At 43.8% G+C, this 19,520-nt stretch carries 10 protein-coding genes; 7 read left to right on the forward strand and 3 right to left on the reverse strand.

Annotated elements, in window-relative coordinates; all coding sequences use genetic code 11:
• The first annotated feature begins 359 nt into the window (after nt 1-359).
• From HWQ44_RS16945 to HWQ44_RS16965, 5 genes are all read left to right on the forward strand, one after another.
• Nucleotides 360-1,538 carry a response regulator gene (locus HWQ44_RS16945; RefSeq protein ID WP_292720670.1) on the forward strand — a complete coding sequence of 393 codons (1,179 nt, stop codon included), beginning with the start codon at nt 360-362 and terminating at the stop codon, nt 1,536-1,538.
• Nucleotides 1,539-1,790: 252 nt separating this feature from the next.
• On the forward strand, nt 1,791-2,156 hold the full coding sequence (locus HWQ44_RS16950; RefSeq protein WP_069073698.1) for a response regulator: 366 nt from the start codon (nt 1,791-1,793) through the stop codon (nt 2,154-2,156).
• Nucleotides 2,157-2,169: 13 nt separating this feature from the next.
• Nucleotides 2,170-2,700, forward strand: a complete 531-nt coding sequence (locus tag HWQ44_RS16955) for a chemotaxis protein CheW (RefSeq protein WP_292720672.1) — start codon at nt 2,170-2,172, stop codon at nt 2,698-2,700.
• Between the two features lie 14 nt (nt 2,701-2,714).
• A complete protein-coding gene (locus tag HWQ44_RS16960; protein ID WP_292720674.1) occupies nt 2,715-5,654 on the forward strand; it encodes a methyl-accepting chemotaxis protein in 2,940 nt (979 codons plus the stop codon).
• A gap of 104 nt (nt 5,655-5,758) precedes the next feature.
• On the forward strand, nt 5,759-11,641 hold the full coding sequence (locus HWQ44_RS16965) for a response regulator (RefSeq protein WP_292720677.1): 5,883 nt from the start codon (nt 5,759-5,761) through the stop codon (nt 11,639-11,641).
• Nucleotides 11,642-12,064: 423 nt separating this feature from the next.
• Here the strand turns inward: HWQ44_RS16965 and HWQ44_RS16970 are convergent, their stop codons facing one another.
• The 3 genes from HWQ44_RS16970 to lysA all read right to left on the reverse strand — a co-directional run bounded on the left by HWQ44_RS16970 (nt 12,065) and on the right by lysA (nt 15,462).
• Nucleotides 12,065-12,814, reverse strand: a complete 750-nt coding sequence (locus HWQ44_RS16970; RefSeq protein ID WP_292720680.1) for an isoprenyl transferase — start codon at nt 12,812-12,814, stop codon at nt 12,065-12,067.
• The gene (gene cdaA, locus HWQ44_RS16975) at nt 12,811-13,734 is read right to left on the reverse strand and encodes a diadenylate cyclase CdaA (RefSeq protein ID WP_292720683.1); all 924 of its coding nucleotides are present in this window, start codon (nt 13,732-13,734) and stop codon (nt 12,811-12,813) included. Before cdaA ends, HWQ44_RS16970 begins: the two co-directional genes overlap by 4 nt.
• A gap of 324 nt (nt 13,735-14,058) precedes the next feature.
• Nucleotides 14,059-15,462 carry a diaminopimelate decarboxylase gene (gene lysA / locus HWQ44_RS16980; protein ID WP_292720686.1) on the reverse strand — a complete coding sequence of 468 codons (1,404 nt, stop codon included), beginning with the start codon at nt 15,460-15,462 and terminating at the stop codon, nt 14,059-14,061.
• A gap of 92 nt (nt 15,463-15,554) precedes the next feature.
• Here lysA and rimI point away from each other — a divergent pair, with 92 nt between their 5' ends.
• Nucleotides 15,555-16,106, forward strand: coding sequence for a ribosomal protein S18-alanine N-acetyltransferase (gene rimI, locus HWQ44_RS16985; RefSeq protein ID WP_292720689.1), 552 nt, complete (start codon nt 15,555-15,557; stop codon nt 16,104-16,106).
• A 402-nt stretch (nt 16,107-16,508) separates the two neighbouring features.
• Nucleotides 16,509-18,977: an ATP-dependent Clp protease ATP-binding subunit gene (locus HWQ44_RS16990; RefSeq protein ID WP_251956107.1), complete on the forward strand. Its 2,469-nt coding sequence runs from the start codon at nt 16,509-16,511 to the stop codon at nt 18,975-18,977.
• Nucleotides 18,978-19,520 lie beyond the last annotated feature (543 nt).

Consider the following 19,520-nt stretch of genomic DNA (forward strand, 5'->3'; position numbering starts at 1 on the left):
TTTATTGATGCACTTAAAGTTCGTGTTTTGAGATATACCTTAAATAATTCTGTTAACTTGTCTCACTCAACCGAAGTTTAAGAGAACAAGACAGACAAAACTATAGACGCGAGATATTACGTCTTGATACTTATAGAAGCGACCTGGTCGCGCCTTTATATTTTGTACTGATGACAGTGATGATGACTTCCGTGTTAACACTAGCTTTGTCAAAGTGTATTACGAAAGATAAAGGTTTATAGTTTAATGTATTCCCTGATGACAATAAGAACAGAGTAACAATCTTTCCAATACTCCATAATCAATACTTAAAGAAGAGGTCAGAATTCAGCAATACTTAAGGAGTACTTTTTAGCTAAATGCAGGGAAATTTAAATGAAATTGACATTTGCAGTATCCTGCAATTGATTGAATTGGGACAGCGAACCGGGCAATTGTGGGTGGAGGCTTATAGCTCTCACCATCACAACAAACTGGGTGGAGAGGCAGCAAGCATTTATCGCCCTAAACAACAGTCTTGGTTCGTCTTTTTCCTAAATGGTCAAATTATCTATTGCCAACAAGGCGAGAGTAGTTTATCCAGAATTAGCGATTATTTACGTCATTACCGAGTTGAGATGCGACTCACCGACAAACAAATTGCCTCCCTACCGCCAACCGACTCGCCAGAGTATGCCTATCTTTGGGCACTTTTGGAGCGGAATATCATCAACCCAAAGATAGCTGGTAGTATCATTCAGGGCTTGGTGCATGAAACTCTCTTTGACCTGCTGAGTTTACGCCAAGGTAACTTCATTTTCCATCAAGCTGTGGCACTTGCCCCACAATTAAACACTTTCGAGATTACACCATTTGTTACAAAAATTACGAAGCAGCTGCAAGAGTGGAAGCAACTCTATCCCCACATTCAGTCTCCAGAACAATTACCAGTGCTATCTGACAAAGTTCAGCTACAATCTTCTCTGCCAGAAGCAACCGTAAATAAGCTACAACATTGGGCTGATGGTAAAACAACCTTGCGTCAGCTGGCTCGCTATCTCAACCGGGACATTTTGACAGTTGCTAAGGCAATATATCCATATGTGCAACAGAGTTGGCTTCAACTAGTATATTCAGAGACAAGTCAACCTGATACTAACACGGATAACTGGGAATTGAAGGGAAAACAGAGGGGGCGGATAGTATGTATTGACGATGCGATCGCCATCGGTGAGACTATAAATTCCATCTTACAACCACAAGGTTATGAAGCGATCGCTCTCACCAATCCCTTAGAGGCATTGAGTCTGGTTTTTCAACTCAAACCAGATTTAATTTTATGCGACATTGCTATGTCGGAATTAGAAGGGTACGAGGTTTGTGCGATGCTGCGACATTCAACAGCATTTCGGCTCACACCGATTATCATGCTTACTGGGAAAGATGGGTTTATCGATCGAGTCAAAGCTAGGATGGTCGGGGCTACAGATTATTTAACAAAACCATTTACAGACACTGAGTTACTCATGCTTGTGGAGAAATATATCAACAACCAATAAAAATTGGGCATGGGGTATTGATTATTTCTCCTTCATCTCCCTCATCTATGGGACACATGAAGAGATCGAAGATTGGTTGATCTACTAAAAGATGAGTTAAAAGATGTTATCACAGAGTCAGCCAACTCCGTGAAACGTCAATATCCAGGAAAATAGTGAAAACATAGAATTAATTTATACAGTTAATACTTGCGGAGGAATCAGGGAATGTTCCAAGTAGGAACGTCTACATCAGGAGGTAAATAGACACTTATGAGCACAGTTCTGATTGTGGAAGACAGTATCGCGCAAAGGGAGATGATTACAGACCTCCTGAAAGCAACTGGCCTAACAGTGACCCATGCCAGTGACGGATTAGAAGCATTGGAGGCAATTCAAATAGCACCTCCTGATTTAGTGGTATTGGATATTGTCATGCCCCGAATGAACGGCTACGAAGTTTGTCGGCGGTTAAAATCCGATCCAAAAACCCAAAATGTCCCTGTGGTTATGTGTTCTTCCAAAGGTGAAGAATTTGATCGCTACTGGGGGATGAAGCAGGGTGCAGACGCCTACATAGCCAAACCATTTCAACCAACCGAGTTGGTAGGAACAGTCAAACAACTGCTGCGAGGATAAGGATAAAAACAATATGGTCAGCAAACCGGACTTTTTAAGTGGCAGCGGTCAAGACCACTTCCGACCAGAATTACAAGTAGAAAGTCCTGAAGGTGAGTTACATTTGAGGTTTTACATTCCCTCGCATCAGGAGTTTGCACTACAAGCAACTGGCATTCGGGAGGTAATTGAACTAAGTCCTGATAGAATCACCCCGATTCCTAATGCTTCTCCTTTACTTTTGGGTACTCTAAATTTACGAGGTCGAGTTATTTGGGTGGCTGATTTGGGTCAATTTCTGGGGGAAGCAAGTGCATTAAACACGGATAGAGCTGAAATTTCGGTGATTGCCATTGAAGAGCAAGACACAATAGTGGGTTTAGCAGTAGAGGAAATAGGTGGTATGGATTGGCTGGATGTCCAAAATCTCATGCCACCAACTACTGTTCCAGATACTATGGCTCCCTTTTTACGTGGAGAGTGGTCATTAGGTGCTAAAAACAACCAGTGTCTCCGACTACTCGATCAAATGGCAATTTTACGGAGTGCGCGGTGGGCAGGATGAAATTGGAGGAGGAAATGGCAGCAAGTATTGATAATTACGAGCCAACATATCAACAGGCGATGACCGCCTATGTTCAAAGAAATTATGAGGTTGCCGCCACTTTAGTTGACCAAGTGGTGCAAAATTTACCAAATGACCCTAACTCCCATTTGTTACGGGGTCACATCTACTATGTTTTGCAGCAGTACGATGTAGCAAAAGAAGAATATCAACAGGTATTAGGCTTGACTAACGATCGAGAAATTATTGGTTTTGCCAATAATGGAATTGAGAATATCAATCAATATTTACAGTCATTCGGTGGGCAGGTTGATATATCAGGAAGTCAAGGGCAAATAAATTCCTCAGAGATGTCTGATGCACTGGCATATAGCGAACCAGAGTTAGAAGATTTGGGCGCTAGTGAGGAGTTTGACAGCAATAACCTTGATTTTAACTTTTTTGGAGAGCATCAAGAAAATGTGGATGGCGTTGAAGAGCTATCTTCAAAAAGTCCATTTGACATACCCACAGAAGATAGTATTGGAACAGTAAAAATATCAGATTCTTCTACAGCTTTTGGTGACGACCCTTTTGCCATGAATGAAGAATCACAGGAACAAGAGTTAAATAGCAAATGGGAGGATAAAACCGAATTAGAGTTACCTGCTTTTTGGCAGGAAGATATGTCAGAAGATAGTCGGGAAGAATCATTAGTAAATAGTCAATTCTCAGACAATGAGATAAATTATCCTCATGCCAGTTCAACTAATGACAATAATAACTCTTCATTCTCTAATTCACAAACTGGTAATAACGAGAATAATTTCCCTGATTTGTTGAGTGAATCAAAGTCTCCAGACCTGAATGTTGAGAATTTAGAATATAAAAAATCTAGTCTGGAAGACGAAACTTTACTAATTGTTGAAGAAGAACTGAGAAATGGTTCTGCAACAACAAATAAGTTGGGATACGATAGTCAAGAACATTTGCCTGAAACCGAAGCACATAGTTGGTTGAAATCACCAAATATTGAAGCAGAATCTGATTTACAGCCAGGTTTATCTGATGATTATTCCTCTTTTAGTAGCAATCTACCTCTGAAAGAAAAGCAGTTTAAATCAGGTGAAGTCATCGGTAAAAATAGTTTTGATGACGATGAAAATTTTGATATGGAAGCATTTGAGTCTGCTTTTGGCTCAGAGGGTTTAAGTTCTTATGAAGATTCAAACAATATACTGAATGGAGAAAATTCTAAGAGCAATATCGAGTTTTTAGATGATTTTGAGGAATTTGACGATTTAGGCAGCATTCCAGGGTTTGACCTGATCGAAGGAGATTCTAACTTCGGCGATCTAGCAATGCGTTCTGCTCCAGCAGAAACTAGTGATACTGGACGCCCTCAAGTGGCGGAGGCTTTTCCCAGTAATACAGCCGATCGCGAAGAGGAACTATTCTCAATGACTGGTTCCCATGAAGGAGTTCCAGTCTTTAGTCAAACAGATGTCTCAAAACTAGAACCCAACGTCAGCATCGAGCAAGGATGGTTAGCACCATTAGAGAACGCCTCTATCGAACGGAAACAATGGTTAATTGCTGGAAGTGTGGGCATTGTCTCGGCACTGGTTGTAGCCACAGTTAGTTTTGTCGCCACTACATTTTCGCCAGCCCAACAACGAGAATCAGTCCGAAACACAGGTTGGGCAATGTCACTAGCCGCTGGAATTGCAGGTTTTGCTACCGCAGGCTTTATGGGGAATCTGGCGCTTAAACAAATTCGGCGCACAACTGATGATCTCCAAGCTCAGTTTGAAGCTGTGCGTCAAGGAAATCTAAATGCTCAAGCCACAGTGTTTTCTGAAGATGAATTGGGGCATTTAGCCACTGGCTTTAATGAAATGGCGCGGGTAATTTTCACAACCACAAGTGAAGCCCAACGCAAAGCCGATGAACAAGAGGAAGCCAAAGAAAACCTGCAACGTCAGGTGATTCGTCTCTTGGATGATGTGGAAGGAGCTGCTAGAGGCGATTTAACAGTCCAAGCTGAAGTGACAGCCGACGTACTGGGAGCCGTAGCTGACGCCTTTAACCTGACAATTCAAAACCTGCGGGATATCGTTCAACAGGTAAAAGTCGCGGCAAAGGATGTGACAAAAGGTGCAACCAACTCTGAAACCTTTGCCAGAGCCTTATCTAGTGATGCTTTGCGGCAAGCAGAAGAGTTGGCAGTAACCCTGAATTCTGTACAGGTGATGACCGACTCGATTCAGCGGGTAGCAGAGGCGGCGCGGGAAGCCGAAACCGTTGCTCGTGATGCTAGTACGATCGCTCTCAAAGGTGGCGAAGCAGTAGAAAATACCGTGGCGGGGATTTTAGAAATTCGGGAAACCGTTGCTGAAACCACTCGCAAAGTGAAGCGGTTGGCGGAATCTTCCCAAGAAATTTCTAAAATTGTGGCGTTGATTTCTCAAATTGCTTCCAGAACAAACTTGTTAGCACTCAATGCTAGTATTGAGGCGGCAAGGGCGGGAGAAGCTGGACGTGGGTTTGCGATCGTCGCAGATGAAGTGCGTCAGCTAGCAGATAAATCTGCTAAATCCCTGAAGGAAATTGAACAAATTGTGATGCAAATCCAAAGCGAAACAGGCTCTGTAATGACCGCGATGGAAGAAGGCACACAACAAGTAATTAAAGGGACAAAATTAGCAGAAGAAGCCAAGCGATCGCTCGAGAACATTATTCAAGTGGCGAATCGCATCGATATTCTTGTGCGCTCTATTACCAGTGACACTGTGGAACAAACGGAAACCTCCCGCGCCGTCGCTCATGTAATGCAATCAGTAGAACTGACCGCACAAGAAACTTCTCAAGAAGCACAGCGAGTTTCAGGTGCCTTACAACACTTAGTAGGTGTATCCCGTGACTTGATCGCCTCCGTTGAACGTTTCCGAGTGGAAACTATGGAAACCAGATAAATTGTCATTTGTCCTTTGTCTTTCTTATTTGCTAATGACCAATGACCAATGACTAATGACTAATGATTAATAACTAATGACTAATGACTCTTGACTAAAAAACTATGCTGCCGGAACAACAACAGCGGATTTTGGGTTACTTTATTGAAGAAGCCAGGGATCACCTGAATACCATTGAGCAGGGCTTGCTGAATTTAGAGGGTACTCTGAACGACCCGGAAATGATCAGCGAAGTCTTCCGGGCGGCTCACTCCATCAAAGGAGGAGCGGCGATGCTTGGATTGACTAGCATCCAGCATACCTCCCACCGTCTGGAAGATTGTTTCAAAATTCTCAAAGATAATCCGGTTCAGATTGACCAAAAGTTAGAGTCTTTATTTCTTGGTGTCTCTGATACCCTAAAATCGCTGTTAGAGCATTTGAGTGGGCCTTATGGTCTTTCTGAAGATGCAGCTAATACTCTGATGTCAGAAACTGAGCCAGTCTTTCAATGGCTATATCAGCATCTGGAACTACTTGTAGAACAAACAAAGAGTGGAGTAGCCAGCAGTTCTGACGCAACAGAACTTACCACCTCTATAGAGAATGTCTCCACACTTACAGAAATTTTCATGCGGCGAGATATTCCCGATCTGGCAGAAGACATCCATCAGGAATCTCCAGACTCGGTAGCACCCCAAGAGGCGCTAGACGCTCGCGGACTTGCTAACGCTGCGCTATCGCCAGTTACCGCTAAAGAAAATAATAATTGGGGCGAGTTTCAAGCCCAAGTGCTGCAAACACTCCGGGAAATGTTGCAATTATTTAAGCAAACTACAACACCTTCAACTCGGCAAAACCTCCAGCAATGCTGTCACCAGTTAGTCAAACTTGGTGAAACTTGGAATTTGCCCAACTGGTGTGGTTTGTGTCAAGCAGCAGCCAGTGCGATCGGCAATCCCGAAAATACTTATCTGACTTTAGCTAAAATTGTCATTACCGAAATCAAGCAAGCTCAAGAATTAGTCTTACAAGGTAGGGAAGCCGAAATTGCAATTAGTCAGCAACTAGAAGCGCTTTTGAGCTTTGCAGAAATTGAGTTATTAGAAATTACCCCTGATCTGTTTGATGAACAGTCTACGGCATTGACAGAATCGGAACCAATTCTATCTGGTAACAACGAACCATTAGCCCAGCCAACTAAAGAACAGAATCTAGACGAGGATATTAGCGATCGCTCTCGCCCCTATCTTCAAGTACAAGGGACACCACTAACCGCTGCGACTCACACCAGTCTTACTTTCACCACACATGACGAAGCACATCCAATCAGTAACAATCTTGACCCCAATGGGCCAGAAGTAGGAATAGCTGAGTTAAATACCCTTGCCGATTTATTTGAAGGTGAAACTCCCGAACTAGATGAAAGTTGGCATCAAGAAGAAAGCTTAGATATTGTTGCCACCGATGACTTTGGAATTGATTTCAACAATAGTGATACTGAAGCTGCTGATGTCGATTTATCCGATTTACTCTCCTTTGATGAAGACATCAGCAACACGCAGCACCCAACAACCACAGCCACAACAGAAGATTTATCCCTATTATTTGGCGACAATTTCCTAGAAAAAGAGAATTTAGAACCGCAAAATCAACAAATATCTGCTAAGAGTCTAGAGTTGAGTGATATTAACGTACTTGATATAAATTTAGACTTTTCTTCTTCCGACAATTTACAAGAATTTATTGATATTCCTAGTGATCCAAACCAGCCTCTTGGGGAAATTGTCCAAAATAATGTAGTTGAAGATTTATTGACACTGGCACTAGATGATGATGAAGAACTATTGCCTACAGGCGAAGTGACTCAACCAGAAACTGAGGCGTTCACCAGTGTAGAACTATCTACCAACCAACAAAACAGTTTTGATAACTTATTCTTAGAACCTAGAAATGCAAATTGGGTAGAAGAAATTACCCCTAGTGACTACATCGAATTACCCCAATCAACAGGCTTGTCTTTGGACAGCCTGTTTGCTGAAACGCAAGAACAGGCACTACTGCCTACAAGTGAATCTGAAATCGGTGATTTATTTGATACATCTCCGACAACAGCACCTGAGTTTTCTCAATCAGAAAATGATCTGAGCAACTTTTGGAATCAGGAAACCACAGAGGAAGTAGACGAATTCGATTCCTTAATTGAACAGAATGTGGAAAGGGCGTTAGATGAGAGTTTGTTTTCTGGGGCGGTTGATGATATTTTTGCCGATAGTCAGCAGCCCATACCTTCTTCTATAGCTAGTTTTGACATAGAAGAAGATTTTGATATCAATTTCCAGCATCAAGAGCAGCTAGATTTGATATTCTCATCAGATTCTGGAGATGATTTATTTGATGAGCTAGCACCGAGTAGCTCAACTATTTACCCTGCTATAAACGATGTCTCCACGCCTGAAACGCTGTTGTTCGCCCAGCATCCAGGGGAGGAAATCCTCAGACCGCAACAACCAGAAGCTTTAGATTTTATTCCAGAATTTACCAATCAGCCCCCAGAGATATCTGGTGTTGATCTGGAACTTAATTCATTAGATTCGTTGGATGAAAATTCGCAATTTCTGTTTGAAGATGTAGCCACAGACTCCACCTATATTCAGATGGAAACCACAGAGAATCCTGTGGATGAACTATCAGAAACTATCAGTTTTGGGGAAACTTCAGATTCAGCATCACCCCAGATACAACCAGGCGATTTGTTCGGCTCGTTGGATGAAAATTCGCAACTGCTGTTTGAAGATGTAAACATAGACTCCACCTATATTCAGATGGAAACCACAGAGAATCCTGTGGATGAACTATCAGAAACTATCAGTTTTGGGGAAACTTCAGATTCAGCATCACCCCAGATACAACCAGGCGATTTGTTCGGCTCGTTGGATGAAAATTCGCAACTGCTGTTTGAAGATGTAAACATAGACTCCACCTATATTCAGATGGAAACCACAGAGAATCCTGTGGATGAACTATCAGAAACTATCAGTTTTGGGGAAACTTCAGATTCAGCATCACCCCAGATACAACCAGGCGATTTGTTCGGCTCGTTGGATGAAAATTCGCAACTGCTGTTTGAAGATGTAAACATAGACTCCACCTATATTCAGATGGAAACCACAGAGAATCCTGTGGATGAACTATCAGAAACTATCAGTTTTGGGGAAACTTCAGATTCAGCATCACCCCAGATACAACCAGGCGATTTGTTCGGCTCGTTGGATGAAAATTCGCAACTGCTGTTTGAAGATGTAAACATAGACTCCACCTATATTCAGATGGAAACCACAGAGAATCCTGTGGATGAACTATCAGAAACTATCAGTTTTGGGGAAACTTCAGTATCAAACCAGACAAACCCAGAAGTTTTAGAGACTGAGGGTAACAATAATTTAGAAACTGCGTTTCACTTCAGAGAAAATACAGTTTTTGAAGGCACAGAACTGGGTTTTGAAAATGATTTATTGTTTACAGAAATTACTATACCAGAAGCGGCAAACCAGGAAGAATTAGGAGAAAATGCGGCAACAATTGACTCAGAAGCTATCAATGACTTCACACAAACGGTTATTCAGGAAAATGTAGAAACTGATTTGTGGGATCTAGGAGAGATATCTGAAGTTGCAGCAGTGTCAGAGGGAGAAAATGCTATCATTGCCCCGCCTGAAGAATTGGCAACCACAGAAACCATTGAAGAAGTTACTCCAGAAGATGAATTTGCAGACTTGGCAGCATTACTAGGAGAGGAAGTAGCACCCATTCCCAAAGCTAAGGAGATACCAGAGGTAGATTTTGCTGCCCTGGAAGAATTGCTAGGTACAGATAACGATCGCGATGTCTACGACGGGCTACGCCAACGCCAGTCCTTCGATACTCAACCAGTCTTAGCTAAAAATCCTATTCCATCACCAGCGATAAAAGATGAATTTGGTGACTTGGAGAAGTTGCTGGCAGAAGCAGATCAAACAATATCCCATTCTCCCTCAGTAAAATCAAACACCAGTAAAACTCCTCGCCCCTCTACTCGTCGGGCTGCAAGATTTGAAGAAACCATGAAGGTTCCAGTTAAGCAACTGGACGATATGAGTAATTTAGTTGGGGAGTTGGTGGTAAATCGCAATACCTTAGAGCAAGATCATGAACGGCTGCGGCAGTCATTAGATAACTTGCTGATTCAGGTACAACAACTCTCGGATGTGGGCGCAAGGATGCAAGAGTTGTACGAGCGATCGCTACTGGAAGCTTCTCTGTTAGCTGGACGCAAAAAGAAAGATCCCGGTTTTCAAGCACCAGATTCCAATGCCGATAGAGGTTTTAGCGAGTTAGAAATGGATCGTTTTACACCCTTCCATACACTCTCACAGCAAATGATTGAGCGCATTGTGCGAGTGCGTGAATCGGCTAGTGACATTGATTTTGTTACCGAAGAAACCGAGCGAGTAGCAAGGCAGTTCCGTCAAGTAACCACCCAGTTACAAGAGGGATTAACAAGAGCGCGAATGGTGCCTTTTGCCCAAACTATCGATCGCTGGCGGCGAGGAGTGCGCGACAACGCCATCAAGTGTGGCAAACAAGTGGAGTTGGTGATTGAAGGTGGCGATACCTTAATTGACAAGATGATTTTGGATCATCTTACCGATCCGCTGACTCACATGTTGAATAATGCGATCGCTCACGGTATTGAAACGCCAGAAGAACGGCAAGCTGCTGGTAAAACACCAGTGGGAATCATTACTATCCGTGCCTTCCACCAAGGTAATCAAACGATCATTTCTGTAGGCGATGATGGCGCAGGCATCGATTCAGCAAGAGTTAAGGCTAAGGCGGTGAAGATTGGCATGATTACAGAAGCGCAGGCAAAAGCGATGTCTCGCCTGGAAGTCTACGATCTGCTGTTCCAGTCTGGTTTTACAATCAAAGACCAAGCAGATGAAATTTCTGGCCGTGGTGTGGGTATGGACGTAGTGCGTTCCGAGATTAGCGAAATTCGGGGAACAGTTAACACTGATTCTGCCATCGGTAAGGGAACCACCTTCACCATTCGTTTACCACTGACTCTAAGTATTTGTAAAGCTCTCTGCTGCGTTTCTGACAGAGCCAGGATTGCCTTCCCGATGGACGGCGTAGAAGATACGCTGGATATACCAGTCAAAAATATTCAGCACGATGCCAATGGGCAATCATTTATTTCCTGGCGCGATACAGTGCTGCCATTCCGACCTCTGAAGGAACTTTTAACCTTCAATCGCCAGATCAGTCGTGGTAACGTCTATGGCGGCACCAGAGATGATGATATGGTTTCTGTGGTTGTAGTGCGATCGGCAAATACCCTGATTGCTCTACAGATTGATCTGGTATTGAGCGAACAAGAAATTGTAATTAAGCAATTTGAAGGGCCAGCACCTAAACCCATTGGTGTCGCTGGTGCTACAGTCCTCGGTGATGGTCGGATTATGCCCATTGCTGACGTGCTAGAAATAATTGACATCTTCCAGGGACGAATTTCTACACAAATTGGTGGCAGTTCTTGGCAACAAAAAGCTACACCCCCAGATACCTCTCCTGCGAAGATTGACCCGACAGTGCTGATTGTCGATGACTCGATTACAGTCCGAGAGTTGCTCTCCTTAACATTTAATAAAGCAGGTTATCGCGTAGAACAAGCGCGTGATGGACAGGAAGCTTGGGATAAACTCCGCTCCGGTCTGCCTTGCGATATCGTATTTTGCGACATCGAAATGCCCCGTTGCGATGGTCTGGAGTTACTCTCCCGCATTCAGAAAGACTCTAACCTCAACCACTTACCGATCGCGATGCTCACCTCGCGAGGTGCAGACAAACACAGACAAATTGCAGCTCAACTCGGTGCTAGCGGCTACTTTACCAAGCCTTATCTTGAAGAAGCTCTACTTGAAGCCGCAGCACGAATGCTTAAAGGAGAGAAACTCGTTAGCTAAACCAATTAAAAGACTTGGATTTTAAGGAAAACTTTACACGCTTCTACTTTCCTTAAAGTTTATGCTAGTTTGCGGCTCACTCCTCTTGGGCTTTGTTTTTGATGCCACTTTATTAGTATAATTGTACTATGAAATGAAAATAGCACGTATTGTCCCCGGCTTTTGACGGGGCTTTATTTTTGGGAACGATGGCTCCAAATCATCCAGGATAAAATCCCCTGATGATTTCCTCCTCCTGTCTCCTTTAACGCAGGTTTGATCAGTATATGCTCCACCTCTGGCAATACTACTCGGTTAAGAAGATTTGTCGGGTGGGTATTCCCAAAACTGTGTGCCCAGTTGTAAGTCCTGAGTAGAAAAGTTAACAGAAAAGAACATCTTTTTTCTTCTTCCTTACTGAATTATTTCTGACTCAGCACTATTTTACACTTTCCCAAACCGCCGCTCTCGTTGCTGGTAGGCGCACAAGGCACGGTGAAACTCAGCGCGGTCAAAATCGGGCCAGAGAGCATCGGTGATGTAAATTTCTCCATAAGCCATTTGCCAGAGAAGAAAATTTGAGAGGCGCATTTCTCCACTTGTGCGAATTAACAAATCTGGGTCAGTAATTCCTGCTGTATACAAGTGCTTCTCAAACACCTGTTCATCAATTTCATTAGGTTGTAGCATACCTTGCTGGACAAGCTTGGCGATCGCTTGACAAGCTTGTAATATCTCCTGCCGTCCACCATAATTAGTTGCCACCGAAAACCGGATACCGCGATTATCCTTAGTTTCTTCCATTGAACGGAATATTTCTTGTTGGAGCGATCGCGGCAGGTCTTGCAAATTTCCGACAAACTTAATTTGAACATTCTCTTCGACCATTTCCCGCAGTTCTTGCCGCAAAACTCTTTGAAACAGAGTCATCAAAAAATCCACTTCTTCTTGAGGTCTTTTCCAATTCTCTGTTGAAAAAGCATAAGCTGTAAGCGCCTGAATTCCCCAATCCTGGCAACAGCGAAGTAAATCCTTGAGAGCATCTACTCCTCGCTTATGACCCATAATTCGGGGTAGACCCTGACGTTTAGCCCATCGACCATTGCCATCCATAATCACCGCAACGTGCTGCGGCAATAGTTCTTGTTTTAAGTCAGTAGGCAAATCTTGCAGTTTAGTTTGTTGTGCTGTCATTTTTTATCTCGAGAAGCGGTCGATGGTAATCCGAGTAAACGTGAAACCAGTGCTAGTGTCTTCCCACCTATCCGACGAACAAAACTCAACAGACCAGGAGCTACAGCTTCCCTATCCACGGTTGGGGACAAAAGAGCCTCTAATGACTCTTTCAGTTTCCTAATCGTCAGCGGTCTATTTAGGGTTCCCCTTTCCGCTAAGGAAATAGAACCCGTTTCTTCAGATACAACGACACAAATGCAATTTTCGACCCGCTCAGTAATTCCCATTGCCGCCCGGTGGCGTGTTCCCAACTGGCGCGAGGCTGTGCGTCCCGAAAGTGGTAAAATTATACCCGATGACACAATCCGTGAGCCACGAATCAGTGTCGCCCCATCGTGTAACAAAGTTTTTGGCTGAAAAATTGTCTGGATCAGTTCTTTAGAAACTTCCGCATTTAGCTTTACTCCTGGCACAGAAAAATCTCGCTCATCAATTGGCCCTGTGGTTTCTACAATTAGTAAGGCTCCAATGCGGTTTTTTGACAATTCTTTAACAGCCTCAACAATTTCATCAATTACACTATCAGATTTAGGGATTGCCAGCCGATCGGGTTGAAATAGCTGGCGGAATTCGCCACGCCCCAATTGCTCCAAAAATCGCCGAAACTCTGACTGTAGAGCAACTGCCATCGCCACAGCACAACCAATCACCAGCTTTTCCAGTACAAAACTTAGCAGAGGTAGTCCTAATCTGCCACTTAGTGCTGAGGCTAGCATTAAGATAATGAATCCCCGCACCATCCACAGTGTCCGACGCTCACTAATAATAACTAGTATCATGTAAGTCAGCGCCAGCACTAACACAATATCCAGAGTCCCAAGTAGCAAGGACTGTGACCATCCTAGGTTTGTCAGCCATTGCTTCCACCAATCTCTCATGACATCTGGATTAAACTTTTGCCTCTAATTACGGTTAGTCATTTGTCATTTGTCATTTGTTATTAAACCGCGTCTACTGTGAAAACCGTAGTTTTTTGTAATGAGGCTAAAGCTAAAAACTTAAGCCACGACAGAATAATATCCTCTCTTCAAAAACTCTAGGTTTCAAAATAGACGGGGTTTAGCTCCTAGCTAATGACCCTTACGGGTGACGCTCCTGCGTCGCTACCGCTTTGCTAACGCCAGTCACTCATGGGGGAAACCCCCTTGGCGCTAGCCTCTCCCTTTGGGAGAAGACCGTGCTGGCTCACCAATGACCAAGGACTAATGACTATTTTTTAGCCTTTCTGGTAGGCGATCTTGTCGAATTAAGTCTTGATAAGTTTCCCGTTGCAAAATTAAATTTGCTTCGCCATTCGCCACAATAACAGCTGCCGGTCGGGGCAAGCGATTGTAGTTAGATGCCATACTGTAATTGTACGCACCTGTTCCCATAACTACGAGAATATCGCCTGATTCAGTCTTTGGGAGTAGAGCATTTTTAATCAGAATATCTCCTGATTCACAATGTTTACCAGCAATTGTGACTGTTTGGGTTAAGGGAAAAGACATTTTATTAGCAACTACTGCTCGATAAACAGATTGGTAAGTAATCGGGCGAGGATTGTCAGACATTCCTCCATCAACTGCCACGTAAGTACGAATTTCTGGGACGACTTTGGATGAACCAACGGTGTAGGCAGTGACGCAAGCTGTAGCAATTAGCGATCGCCCCGGTTCACTAAGTAATTTTGGCAAAGGCAGATTTTCGGCTACACAAGCTTCTTGGATTACTTCACAAATCGCTTTCACCCACTCTTCAATGCTGGGGGGATCGTCTGATTCTGTATACTTAATCCCCAAACCGCCACCAACATTTAACTCTGTAATATTTAAACCATACTTCGTGGCATCCCGCAGCCACTGCACCATGACAGCCGCCAAATCCTGATGCGGTTGGCGCTCAAAAATTTGGGAACCAATATGAGCGTGTACTCCTACACAATTAAGGGCAGGTTGTTGACTGACAAAGGTAAAAACTTCATCTAGATCGTTGGGATCAAAGCCAAACTTGCTATCTAAGTGTCCCGTGCGGATATACTCATGCGTGTGGCACTCGATACCGGGAGTTAGCCGTAGCATAATGCGAATTGGTTGAGCAGGTTGAGCTATTTCCACAAGGGTACGCAACTCATACCAGTTATCCGCCACAATGGTGACACCAGAATTGATGGCTAAAACTAATTCTTCACGAGATTTATTATTTCCGTGGAGGTAGATTTTATCGGGACTAACACCCGCTTGCAGGGCTGTGTAAAGTTCGCCCCCAGAGACGACATCGATTCCCATTCCTTCAGATGCGGCGATCGCACAAACAGCTAAACAATTCCAAGCTTTTGAGGCGTACAATACTTGAGATTCGCCCTTGTAGTATTGCTTGAAAGCATCTCGATATTGCTGACAAGCTGAACGCAAGGTTTCTTCATCTAAAATATATAAAGGTGAACCAAACTGCTCAACTAGGGTTGTGACATCACACCCACCAATTTCCAGGAGGTCATGATGATGAACTCTGGCAGTCAAGGGTAAAAGTTCTTGATTAGGCGATGAATTTGCGCTGGTGTCGTGCCTTTGAGGTAAATATTGACTTCCAGAATGTTGAACCCCAGTGGGGTGAGTCGATACCATAACTATAAAAGTTTTCCTTGTTCAAATTACGGGCTTTGAGTTCGTCTCCTGATTCCCAGTTTACAAACGGTTTGTAACGTTATTCAATAAATGTGATCTCATCAGACTTAGAAATTCAATTACTGACTCCAAAGCATCTGAGTGCATTGTTAGAACTGGATCAAGCCTGTTTTGGGGGTCTATGGACAATGGAGGGCTACCAACGAGAGTTGGACAGTCCTAACAGCGATCTTCTGGGTTTATTTTCCCCTGTCTCTAATTCGAGACTGCTGGGAATGGGTTGCTTTTGGTCAATTTTAGAGGAAGCCCACATTACAATTTTGGCGGTTCATCCCGAATATCACCGTCAAGGTTTGGGACAGGCTTTATTATATTCACTTATTAAGACAGCTTGCGATCGCAAAATGGAGCGAGCTACCCTCGAAGTGCGAGCTTCCAACTTAGGGGCTATATCTTTATATCAAAAATTTGGCTTCAAAACAGCTGGACGGCGGCGGCGTTACTACCAAGATAACGATGAGGACGCGCTGATTCTTTGGCTCCCAGATTTACAACACCCCAAATTCCCAGCAACTTTAGACCAGTGGTATTCCATTGTCAGCGATCGCCTGGACAAATCCTCTTGGCACTTGCTTTTAAACTAATTCGTAATTAGGGCTTGGGATCAACTTCAGCAAAAAAATGTAACTTTGCTGTGCCGAGTTGCATTTAAATATCTTATATAAAATTATTTATATATAAATATAAACTATATAAAATATAGTTGCTTGATATTAAAAAATATATATGTTAAATATAAATGTTTGGGATTGAGTCAATAAACCCTTAATCTAAGCAGTCAGCTATTTGTAATAAATCCCAAAAACGCTGGTGAACTAAAGCTCCTCAGTACACTAGCCAGATAAAAGTAGTCAATAGTTAACAATTAGCCCATCAACCCAAGTCATGGCTTCAGGATGTCTATAATCTGTTATACAGGCATCCAAAAGCTTTGCCTGTGCTAAAATCAGCATACCGGCACGACCGCAGGTGATGGGAAAAATGCCATGTTTGAACGCTTCACAGAAAAAGCCATTAAGGTAATCATGCTGGCCCAAGAAGAGGCCCGCCGTTTAGGTCACAACTTTGTCGGAACCGAGCAGATCCTCCTGGGTCTGATTGGCGAAGGGACTGGAGTGGCTGCCAAGGTGCTGAAATCAATGGGCGTCAATCTCAAAGATGCCCGAATTGAAGTTGAAAAAATTATAGGACGGGGATCAGGCTTTGTTGCCGTGGAAATTCCGTTTACGCCACGGGCAAAGCGAGTTTTAGAACTCTCCTTGGAAGAAGCACGCCAACTGGGGCATAACTACATTGGTACCGAGCATCTGCTGTTGGGCCTAATCCGCGAAGGGGAAGGCGTCGCAGCCAGGGTGCTAGAAAACCTCGGTGTGGATCTATCTAAGGTCAGAACCCAAGTCATCCGTATGTTGGGAGAAACTGCCGAAGTTTCACCAGGCGGTTCATCCGGGCGCACAAAAACCCCGACTCTGGATGAATTTGGCTCAAACCTGACCCAAATGGCAATTGATAATAAGCTCGATCCAGTGGTGGGACGCGCCAAGGAAATTGAGCGAGTGATTCAAATTTTGGGTCGCCGAACAAAAAATAACCCAGTGCTAATTGGGGAACCAGGGGTTGGTAAAACAGCGATCGCTGAAGGTTTAGCTTCACGCATTGCCACCAAAGATGTCCCTGACATCCTGGAAGATAAACGCGTCGTCACGTTGGATATTGGTTTGCTCGTAGCAGGAACCAAATATCGGGGTGAATTTGAAGAACGCTTGAAAAAAATCATGGATGAAATCCGCTCGGCGGGTAATGTCATTCTCGTGATTGATGAGGTACACACCTTAATTGGTGCGGGTGCAGCCGAAGGTGCTATAGACGCAGCAAATATCCTCAAGCCAGCTTTGGCTAGAGGTGAGTTGCAGTGCATCGGTGCTACAACCCTAGATGAATACCGGAAGCACATCGAGCGAGATGCAGCCCTAGAGCGGCGTTTCCAACCAGTAATGGTTGGTGAACCTACAGTTGATGAAACAATTGAAATTTTATATGGTCTGCGCGAACGCTACGAGCAACACCATAAACTGAAAATCTCCGACGAAGCATTGGTAGCGGCGGCGAAGTTATCAGATCGTTACATTAGCGATCGCTTCCTCCCAGATAAAGCTATCGACTTAGTTGATGAAGCTGGTTCTAGGGTGCGCTTGATTAACTCTCAACTGCCACCCGCAGCCAAAGAGTTAGACAAAGAACTGCGTCAGATATTAAAAGAAAAAGATGACGCGGTGCGTTCCCAAGACTTTGACAAAGCTGGAGAACTGCGCGATCGCGAAATGGAAATCAAAGCCGAAATCCGCGCGATCGCTCAAAGCAAGACCAATGCAACTGGCACAGAAGGTGAAGAACCTGTAGTTACAGAAGAAGACATTGCTCACATTGTCGCTTCCTGGACTGGAGTACCGGTGAACAAACTCACCGAATCTGAATCTGAAAAGCTGCTGCACATGGAAGACACCTTGCACCAGCGTTTAATTGGTCAAGATGAAGCTGTGAAGGCAGTTTCACGAGCAATTCGCCGCGCTCGTGTCGGTTTGAAGAATCCCAATCGACCCATAGCTAGCTTTGTCTTCTCTGGGCCTACTGGTGTAGGTAAAACCGAGTTGGCAAAATCCTTAGCTGCTTACTTCTTCGGTTCCGAAGAAGCGATGATCCGCTTAGATATGTCCGAATACATGGAGCGTCACACCGTCAGCAAGCTGATTGGTTCCCCTCCAGGTTATGTTGGCTATAACGAAGGTGGTCAGCTAACCGAAGCCGTGCGGCGGCGTCCTTACACCGTGGTGTTATTCGACGAAATCGAAAAAGCGCACCCCGATGTTTTCAATATGCTGCTGCAAATTTTGGAAGACGGTCGGTTAACTGATGCCAAAGGTCGCACGGTGGACTTCAAGAACACCTTGCTGATTTTAACTTCCAATATTGGTTCTAAGGTAATTGAAAAAGGTGGTAGCGGTATCGGCTTTGAATTCTCCGAAGATGCCAGCGAGTCAACTTACAACCGGATTCGCTCTTTGGTCAACGAAGAACTCAAGCAGTACTTCCGTCCAGAGTTCCTCAACCGACTCGATGAAATTATCGTCTTCCGTCAGTTGAACAAGCCGGAAGTGACCCAAATCGCCGAAATTATGCTCAAGGAAGTATTCGGTCGTCTGACAGAAAAAGGTATCACCTTAGAAGTCACAGACCGCTTCAAAGATCGGTTGATCACTGAAGGTTACAGTCCCAGCTACGGCGCAAGGCCATTACGTCGGGCAATTATGCGCTTGTTAGAAGATAGCCTAGCAGAAGAAATTCTGTCTGGTCGGATCAAAGATGGCGATACAGCCCTTGTTGATGTAGATGAAAATGGCATTGTCCAAGTTAGTTCTCAACAGCGTCGGGAATTGTTACCCCAAGGTGTTGAGTAAGATTTAGGGTTTGGGATTTAATTCTCAAATAAAAAATTAGAAAACGGTAGAGTATTTATTGCTCTACCGTTTTTTATGTACCGAGACTTTGATTGCTTTTAATAACAAATACAGATTATACTGCGATACAGTTCAGATAAGCCCAAAATTACTTGTAGAGACGGCGATTTGTTGCGTGTCGAAAACCCAAAATTGTTGCCAGTAGCCTTTAACTGAACCCTATTGGATTATGTTCTCAATGAGGATTTTGCATTTCTCCATCCAAGCATTTGATTGCTCTCTTTCCCAACCTTGCCGCAACGGGAACAAATCCAGATTTACCTTGCGCTTCTTTCTCTTGTTTAGATGATTTGGCTGAGAGTTAAAACTTAATTTTTGTCATGATCTGAGGATCAATTTCCTCTAAATCCTTCGTCAAACCTTCTGGGTAATAATCATGATCTAGCAAAATTGTGATCTTGGGAATATTGACAGATTTAGACTTGAAATACAGCGCTTCCTGCTGTTAAGAGGTACACTTAGTAAGAATAAGAATATTATCTT

The sequence above is a fragment of the Nostoc sp. JL34 genome (assembly GCF_017114945.1).
Classification (GTDB): domain Bacteria; phylum Cyanobacteriota; class Cyanobacteriia; order Cyanobacteriales; family Nostocaceae; genus Nostoc.

Bases quoted from the DNA above. Each gene is read 5' to 3' on its own strand.
- HWQ44_RS16945 (WP_292720670.1), top strand. From the start codon at position 360: ATGCAGGGAAATTTAAATGAAATTGACATTTGCAGTATCCTGCAATTG.
- HWQ44_RS16950 (WP_069073698.1), top strand. From the start codon at position 1,791: ATGAGCACAGTTCTGATTGTGGAAGACAGTATCGCGCAAAGGGAGATG.
- HWQ44_RS16955 (WP_292720672.1), top strand. From the start codon at position 2,170: ATGGTCAGCAAACCGGACTTTTTAAGTGGCAGCGGTCAAGACCACTTC.
- HWQ44_RS16960 (WP_292720674.1), top strand. From the start codon at position 2,715: ATGGCAGCAAGTATTGATAATTACGAGCCAACATATCAACAGGCGATG.
- HWQ44_RS16965 (WP_292720677.1), top strand. From the start codon at position 5,759: ATGCTGCCGGAACAACAACAGCGGATTTTGGGTTACTTTATTGAAGAA.
- HWQ44_RS16970 (WP_292720680.1), bottom strand. From the start codon at position 12,814: ATGACAGCACAACAAACTAAACTGCAAGATTTGCCTACTGACTTAAAA.
- cdaA (WP_292720683.1), bottom strand. From the start codon at position 13,734: ATGAGAGATTGGTGGAAGCAATGGCTGACAAACCTAGGATGGTCACAG.
- lysA (WP_292720686.1), bottom strand. From the start codon at position 15,462: ATGGTATCGACTCACCCCACTGGGGTTCAACATTCTGGAAGTCAATAT.
- HWQ44_RS16990 (WP_251956107.1), top strand. From the start codon at position 16,509: ATGTTTGAACGCTTCACAGAAAAAGCCATTAAGGTAATCATGCTGGCC.